At 59.9% G+C, this 7,467-nt stretch carries 3 protein-coding genes; all 3 read right to left on the minus strand.

Translation table 11 applies throughout. The annotated features are described in order from the left end of the window. Positions 1-631: 631 nt before the first annotated feature. Positions 632-1,378 (minus strand): response regulator transcription factor, encoded by a 747-nt coding sequence (locus C6W92_RS17090; RefSeq protein WP_129435301.1) that lies wholly within the window; start codon positions 1,376-1,378, stop codon positions 632-634. A gap of 508 nt (positions 1,379-1,886) precedes the next feature. Continuing rightward, the gene (locus C6W92_RS17095) at positions 1,887-2,717 is read right to left on the minus strand and encodes a response regulator transcription factor (RefSeq protein ID WP_129435303.1); all 831 of its coding nucleotides are present in this window, start codon (positions 2,715-2,717) and stop codon (positions 1,887-1,889) included. Between the two features lie 180 nt (positions 2,718-2,897). Further along, on the minus strand, positions 2,898-6,857 hold the full coding sequence (locus tag C6W92_RS17100; RefSeq protein ID WP_164989288.1) for a PAS domain S-box protein: 3,960 nt from the start codon (positions 6,855-6,857) through the stop codon (positions 2,898-2,900). Between the last annotated feature and the right edge of the window lie 610 nt (positions 6,858-7,467).

The raw sequence follows: 7,467 nt of genomic DNA on the forward strand, positions 1-7,467 counted from the left end.
TCGCTTCAATCGCGATATGGCTGGGCTGGCGGCTGATCAACAACCCGCCGGATAATCGCGGTATGCTCCGCCACCATCACCCCCTGTTTGGTCATGGCAGCCTCATCGCGCATACTCTACACAAGCACACGGGACACCGATGATCCTGACCGAGGCACGCGAGCGGGGCATGCAGGATTAGAGCATGTTGCTCAAAAGTGGGAACCGGTTTTGAGCTCCTTGAACATGCGAATCAAGGAGTTAGAGCGTGTCGCGTGAATGCGAATGAACGCGACACGCTCTAAGGCATTCCGCCTTTAACCTGNGCATCGGCGCGAGGACGTTCACGGACATGTTCGAGGCCATAGCAGAGGTCTGCGATCTCTACTCGCCACAAGAATGCTGGAAATACTTCAAGGCTGCTGGATATGTCTCAGGTTAAAGGCGGAATGCCTTAGAGCGTGTCGCGTTCATTCGCATTCACGCGACACGCTCTAACTCCTTGATTCGCATGTTCAAGGAGCTCAAAACCGGTTCCCACTTTTGAGCAACATGCTCTAAAAGCCACCCCCGGGTGGCTTTCTGCGTTCAGGACCCCCGAATGAAGGCAACGAAAAGCCGGGTGAACAGCCGTACGCACCGAGGTCCGAACCTATTTTTGAGCAGAGGCAGGCAAGGAAAATGCATAGCCGATGCCGTGAACGGTCCGGATGTAGTGAGAGCGCCCTTCGGGGGTGGGCATTTTTCTCCTCAGGCGGCTGACAAGACTGTCTACTGCGCGGTCGTAACTTTCCCAGTCGCGCCCCTTGATCGCGTTCATCAACTGATCGCGGTTGAGCACCTGTCCACGGTGGCGCAGCAATGCGGCAAGCAGGTTGAACTCTGCCGTGGTCAAGGTGATCTCGCTGCCATCGCGCCCGTAAAGCTGCCGTGCGCCGAGATCCAGCCTGTAGCCATCGAAATCGATGGAGCCACTCGAGGACGCCCCCGGCTCCGGGGCGTCGGCCGGATGCGTCGGCGGAGCGGGATGCTTCTGCAGCCTGCGCAGCACGGCGTGCACGCGCGCCAATACCTCGCGCACACGGAACGGCTTGGTTATGTAATCGTCGGCACCGATCTCCAAGCCCACTACACGATCAGTTTCCGCCGCGCGCCCGCTTACAATGATCACCCCGCACGCGGGATCCTGTGCGAGTTCCTGAATGAGTGAAAGCCCGTTGCCATCGGGCAATCCCAGATCAACGATATAGATATCGAAGCGTTGGTTCGCTTGCTCTTGCTGAAACTCGGCAATCGTTCTTACGATCAGAACGTCACACCCATCCTCTGACAGCGCTTCGTCAAGCAGCCTCGAAATCTGGTCGTCGTCATCGAGGAGAAGTACCTTGGGGCGGCTCACGATCTCACCGTTGGTTATGCGTTACAATCGTATTCCAGTCCTTGAAGCCAAACAAGTACCGGTTGTTTCTTTTCTACATCAATCCCTTGGAGTTTAGTAACTTGATGCCTTACGTCAAGGACATGTGATCTATGGACGACCTCATTACGGGGGTCACCCCTGTCATCGCCAGCCTTGCTTGATCATTTTTCGGCGCGCGCGGAATTTCGTCAGTCCTGAAAGAGTGCCTATCCGCTGGACGAGACTCTGGTGGCCGTTCCTTGCGCAGTGATATTGGCGGCGAAAGACGTTGAGGCGATCGCCGGCTTAGGCCATCCCGAGATTGAATTTCTCGGGCATTTCGGTCCGTTCGCCCGCGGCGATACCGTGCCACGTCACGCTAACCGATGTGGTCAAAGCTCTACCTGTGGCGGTTTTCTCGGATTGCTTCATCACCTGGGGCCACGTGCGCCCGGGGCGGTCGGGCAAACCCGCACGCCCCAAGGCACTCTGGCGATCCATCATGTTGTTACCTTCGAGCCGCGTACATCACCGATTGTGGCACCGGAACGAGCCGGGTCGCTCCTGTGCGGGCGGAATACCCGCTGCCTTGGGTTTGTTGAAACGGCAGCGACTTCTGCTTCGCGGGGCATGTGCGGTCGAGATTCAGCTTGTAGCCGATCCCATAGATCGTTTCGATTCCGTCGAACACAGGATCAAGCTTCCGAAGCTTGTTGCGTAACCGCTTTACGTGGCTGTCGATATTGCGGTCGTTGACCCCGTCTTGATGGCCGTAGTCGTAGATGGTTTCGATCAACTGTTCGCGCGACTTGACCATCCCGTCATGGCGGGCAAGCGCGTGCAGCAGGCCGAATTCCGTCTTGGTCAGGAACAGCTCGAGCCCCAGCCAGAACGACTGAAAACGGCTTTTGTCCATGACAAGCGTACCACGGTTGCCCTTCACTTCGAGGCTTTGTTCCATGGAGCGGTCGCGCTCCTTATCGACCGGTCGCGCGCGGAATGCGATCCGTGCAAAAAGCACTTCGGCTGGCACCGGCAAGCGAACGTAGTCTTGCGCACCAAGGCGCAGGACCGTCAATTCCTGAGAGGCCTCACCATTGGCCGTCGTCGCGATCACCTGTGCCTCGCCATTGAATCCATGCCGGAACATGAACTTCCAGCCGTTGGCCTCGGGATCGTCGAGCGAGACCACGATCATTTCGGGCCGGAACCTCGAAAGTTCCTTTTCGGCACGTCCGACATCGGCGACGACCAATGTCTGGTTCCCGGCCTCGCGCAGCAAATCCGCGGTTTCATTGAGAAGTGCCCGGTCGGCACCAACGAGCATCGTTTTGGTCATTTTCCTACCCCCAGTATGTGCGCCGGCCCATTTGCCGACGACACCTACATGCGGCCAAACTTTCGCCGTTATTTGGTCCTGATCTCAGAAAACGTTCCAGACATGTGCAAATATGTGCGGTGCCTGTGTCACCGCTGTTCTTGCGTGATGCCTATGGGAATGCGCGCGCTTGAGGATGCGTCACTGTCGCGTCGTGCTATCCGCCAGAACGGAATGCAGCTTTTGCGCCAGGTCTTGGCTGCGATAGGGCTTTGACAGAAGCTCCACCCCGGGATCGAGACGTCCCTGATGGACGATCGCATTCTTGGTGTAGCCCGAGGTATACAGCACGCGCAAATCGGGGCGGCGCTCACGCGCGGCCAGCGCCAACTCGTGGCCGTTCATTCCACCGGGCATCACGATATCGGTGAACAACAGCGCGATGTCGTCGCTGCCATCCAGCACTTCGAGCGCCTCCGCGGCGTTCCTCGCCTCGGTCACCCGGTAGCCAAGGCTGGTGACCGTGGCGACGACATTCTGCCTGACATGCGGATCGTCTTCGACAACAAGTATGTGTTCACCCTGTCCCGCCGGAACCTCTGCGATCTCCATATCGCTTGGTATTTCGACCTCGTCGGCACTGGATCGCGGGAAATAGAGCTTAATCGTCGTGCCCTCGCCCGACTCGGAATACACCTTGAGATGCCCGCTCGACTGCTTGGTGAAGCCAAACACCATGGGCAACCCTAGCCCGCTCCCGTCGGCCTTGGTGGTGAAGAACGGCTCCAACACGCGGTCCCTGACTTTTTGCGACATCCCGACGCCGGTATCGGTCACGGCGATGACGGCAAACGGGCCCTCCTCGATATCGACCATGCTGGCGGTTCCGGCGTCGATCCAGGTGTTGGCGGTCTCGACGGTCAGTTTGCCACCCGACGGCATGGCATCGCGGGCGTTGAGCGTGAGGTTGAGCAACGCCGCCTCCAACTGACCGGGGTCGATTTCGACGAGCCAGAGGTCATCGGTCAGAACGACCTCCATTTCCAGGTCTTCGCCGAGGGAGCGGCGCAGCAGTGGCTCTATCGAGCGCACGGCCTCGTTCAGATCGGTCACCTGCGGTGAAAGCGGTTGTTGCCGGGCTACGGCGAGCAATCGTGCGGTCAGCTCGGCCCCGCGTTCGGCGGCACCGACGATCTGCTCTGCCATTTTGCGCAGATCTTCCCGCTCGGCGAGCTTATCTACAAGAAAATCGCCGTTGTTCAACACGACGGTCAGCAGATTGTTGAAATCATGCGCCACCCCACCCGTCAACTGGCCGATGGCATCAAGCTTCTGGGAATGGCGCAGGATGGCCTCTCTTTCGCGCTCCTGCGTTACATCGACCATGCTGCCGATCACGCGCATGGCCTCGCCGTTGTCGTCGCGCAAGACGACGGCACGATCGCGGATATAGGCGACGCGCCCGTCCGCCCGCAGGAAACGATACTCTTCCTGCCACACGTCGCCCTTGCCTTCGACGACGCGGACGAGCCCGGATCTTACCTTTTCGATGTCCTCGGGGTGCACACAGGCCGTGATATCGGTCGCGAGGGCGGGGGTAGTGCCAAGGTCATATCCGAGCACCGTGCGCAGCTTGTCGCTCCACCAGAGCGATCCGTCGCGAACATCCCAGTCCCAGATCACGTCCTTGCTGGCATCCGTGACCAGCCGGAAGCGTTCTTCGCTAACCCGGAGATTTTCAACCCATTTGCGCCGCTCGGTGACGTCGCGTTGCAGGGCGACATAATGCGTGGTCTTGCCCGCGGCATCGGTTAGCGGGGTGATGTCCATCTCGATCCAGCGCGGCTGACCGTCACGGGTATAGTTGATGACCTCGGCGCGCACACGTTCCTGGCATTCAAGAGCGGACCGGATACGGTCCAGCTCGTCCCTTTGGGTGTCGGGCCCCTGCAGGAAACGCGGGGTCTGGCCGATCGCCTCTTCTGCGCTGTAGCCAGTCAGCCGTTCGAATGCGTTGTTGACATAGATGATCTGTGGCCCGTCCGGGGCGTCTATCGGGGTCGCGTTGGTGATCAACAGGACATCGTCCATCCGCGTGACTGCCGCGTTGAGCATACGCAGGCTCTGGGCGCGATGGCGCTCGCGCGTGACATCGCGGAAATAGACCGCGAGACCATCGCGCGAGGGATGGGCCGTCACCCGAAACCAAATGTCGAGCGGGGGGAAATACTCCGAGAACTCGACCGATTCGCCCGACTCCATGGCGTGGCGATACTCGGTTTCAAACCGGGTTCCGACCACCTCGGGGAATTCCGACCATATATTCTTGCCCAGCAGGTCCTCGCGCTTGCGCCGCAGCAGGGATTCGCACCGTTGGTTCACGTAGGTGAACCGCCACTTCGGGTCGAGCGTGAAAAAGGCATCTCCCATGCCCTCGATCGTCCGGCTCAGCCGGTTGCGCAGGGCGTGGCGCTCTTCGTCGATCCGAACGAATTCGGACAGGTCCTGAAGCGCGCCCAGAACGGCAACGATGCGTCCACCCTCATCGCGCTCCGCCTCGCCGACGGCCCGGACCCAGATCCGATTGCCACGGGCGCTGACGATCTGCACCACCTCGTCGAACGGGAGGCCATTTTCGGCGCAGGCGTTGAACCGGTCGGTGATCCTGTCCCTGTGTTCCGGCGGATAGAAGCCCAGAGCGCGTTGCAGGCCCACCTGCCTAGTGTCAGGGGCTTCGTAGATGTCCGCGGTTTCCGGGGACCATTCCGTGATCTGACTGTCCAGATCGACGCGCCAGCCGCCGATGCGGCCAACCTGACCCGCAACGCGCATCAGGTAATCGCGGCGCCGCGCGCGGGCCTCGTCCTCGGCTTCCCTCGTCACGTCCTGCACCACGCCGCTCAGGATCTCGCGCCCGTTCTCGGCGATCCGTTCGGCCCCTCCCTTGACGTGGATCACCGTGCCGTCGGAGCGGACGATCCTGTGGGCAAAGAAGAACTCACTGGTCGCGCCTTCGAAGAACTTGGTGTAATTTTCGAGCATCGCGTCGCGGTCATCTGGATGGACCATCGCGACGTATTCATCGAATGTCGGTGCCGAGGATCCGAGCGGCAGACCGAAGAGTACGAACAGCTCGTCCGGCCATTCAAGCTGCTGCTTCTCGACATCGAAACGCCAGGAATACGCCTTCAAGAGGCGCGCGGTGCTGCGGACAAGCGTTTGGTGTTCCGCCAGACTGCGCGACAGCGCTGCGGCCTCCTGCTTGCCCAGATCGGACGTGAGACCGCGCAACTGTTGCAGCGTGTCGCTCTCCGGGGCGCTGCTGTCTTTGCGGTCTGATCTTTCATGCAGGCTGTGCAGCACGAAACGCACGGATCCGTCCGGATGCGTCAGCGGCATGTTGACCACGCTCCACTGTACCCCTGCGGTCCCGTCATCGGTATCGGAGGATGGTCCGGCCAGCGCGATCGCCTGCGCCATGACATCCCTGCTTCCGCCATCGGCCACGCGGCGCAGCGAGTCCCGCAGGGTTTCAAGACCATCGCAGCCGGTTCGCGCGATACGTCCGCGCAACAGGTTGGGAAGCGGTTGTCCGATCACCTCGTCGCGCGGCGTGCCCAGCGCGCCTAGATAGGCGTCGCTGACTGCGACCACGGCAAGGCTCTCGGGGTCGAGAACCGCGAAACGCCCCGGAGCGATATTGAACAGCTCCGCGAAATGATCCGCTGTCGCATTCGCCGCCCGGATACGCGCCGAGGCCTCGGCAGACAGGTCCTGCGCCTCCTCCTCCTGTGCGACCAGTTCCGTCACGTCGTGGATGATCGAAAGCTTGCAAAGTTGACCTGACATCTCGACAAGCTGAGTGTGAACGTCCGCGATGAACGTCTCACCGTCCTTGGTGATGTGACGAAACCTTCCCGGGGCATCGGGACCATCCAGGAGCCGGCTGGCAAGTATGGCAGTCCGGGGCACCTCTTGCTCTGGACGCAGGTCCATGAGTGTCATGGATGTGAGTTCTTCTTTGGAATAGCCGTATGTCCGGGCCGCCGCGTCATTGGCCGCGACAATCCTTAACCCTTCGATTTCGAACACGAAGATCACGGTCGGGCACAGGTCAAGAGCCTCGACCATTTCCGGGGTCAGGGTTGGACTTGTCGACATTTGCCCCCCATGTTCTCGATATGTCGCGCGCACGAGGCACACGAAGAGGCGCCATCCCTCCCGCACAGCCCTTGCATATGTTGCACAGTGCCATTTTGGTGAGTGGACGTCGATGGAATTTCCACCGCGCGTTTTTTCGGGCATCGCATCGTTGCGACCCCATTTGGCGCACAGATTGCCATCAGTAGCCGGACGGGTAGATGTGTCGCAAGCGTTAACATGATTCACCACATTGCCTCTGAGCATCACAATCATTGGCACATCCCTCTATCGTAATCCCGCTGCCCCAAATTGAACGCCGGCGCAGATACCGCCGTGACTGCGGTTCACCCCAATCGTACCCGGCTCCGATATGACGACGATCCATCCTGAGCGGATCGCGTTTTCAAACTGACTGCCAGCGTACACATGGGTCATTCACCTATTGCCAAGCTCCGGCTTGCCGACTGCGATGAGGAATATCTGGCATTAACCTCACTCCGTTTCATGCCACGGCGAACGGATCGTCCAGCACGCCGACGACTTGCAACAGGAATTCGCCATTGCTCGCATCCAGAGCGTTAGCATAAAATTCGTCTATCACAGCCACGGACGTCTCGATGCTTTCCTT

The sequence above is a fragment of the Roseovarius sp. A46 genome, assembly GCF_004126395.1.
In the GTDB taxonomy this organism is placed as follows: Bacteria; Pseudomonadota; Alphaproteobacteria; order Rhodobacterales; family Rhodobacteraceae; genus Roseovarius; species Roseovarius nitratireducens.

What these genes read in the sequence shown, in the direction of transcription:
- C6W92_RS17095 (WP_129435303.1), bottom strand. Translation starts at nt 2,717, where the DNA reads ATGACCAAAACGATGCTCGTTGGTGCCGACCGGGCACTTCTCAATGAA.
- C6W92_RS17100 (WP_164989288.1), bottom strand. Translation starts at nt 6,857, where the DNA reads ATGTCGACAAGTCCAACCCTGACCCCGGAAATGGTCGAGGCTCTTGAC.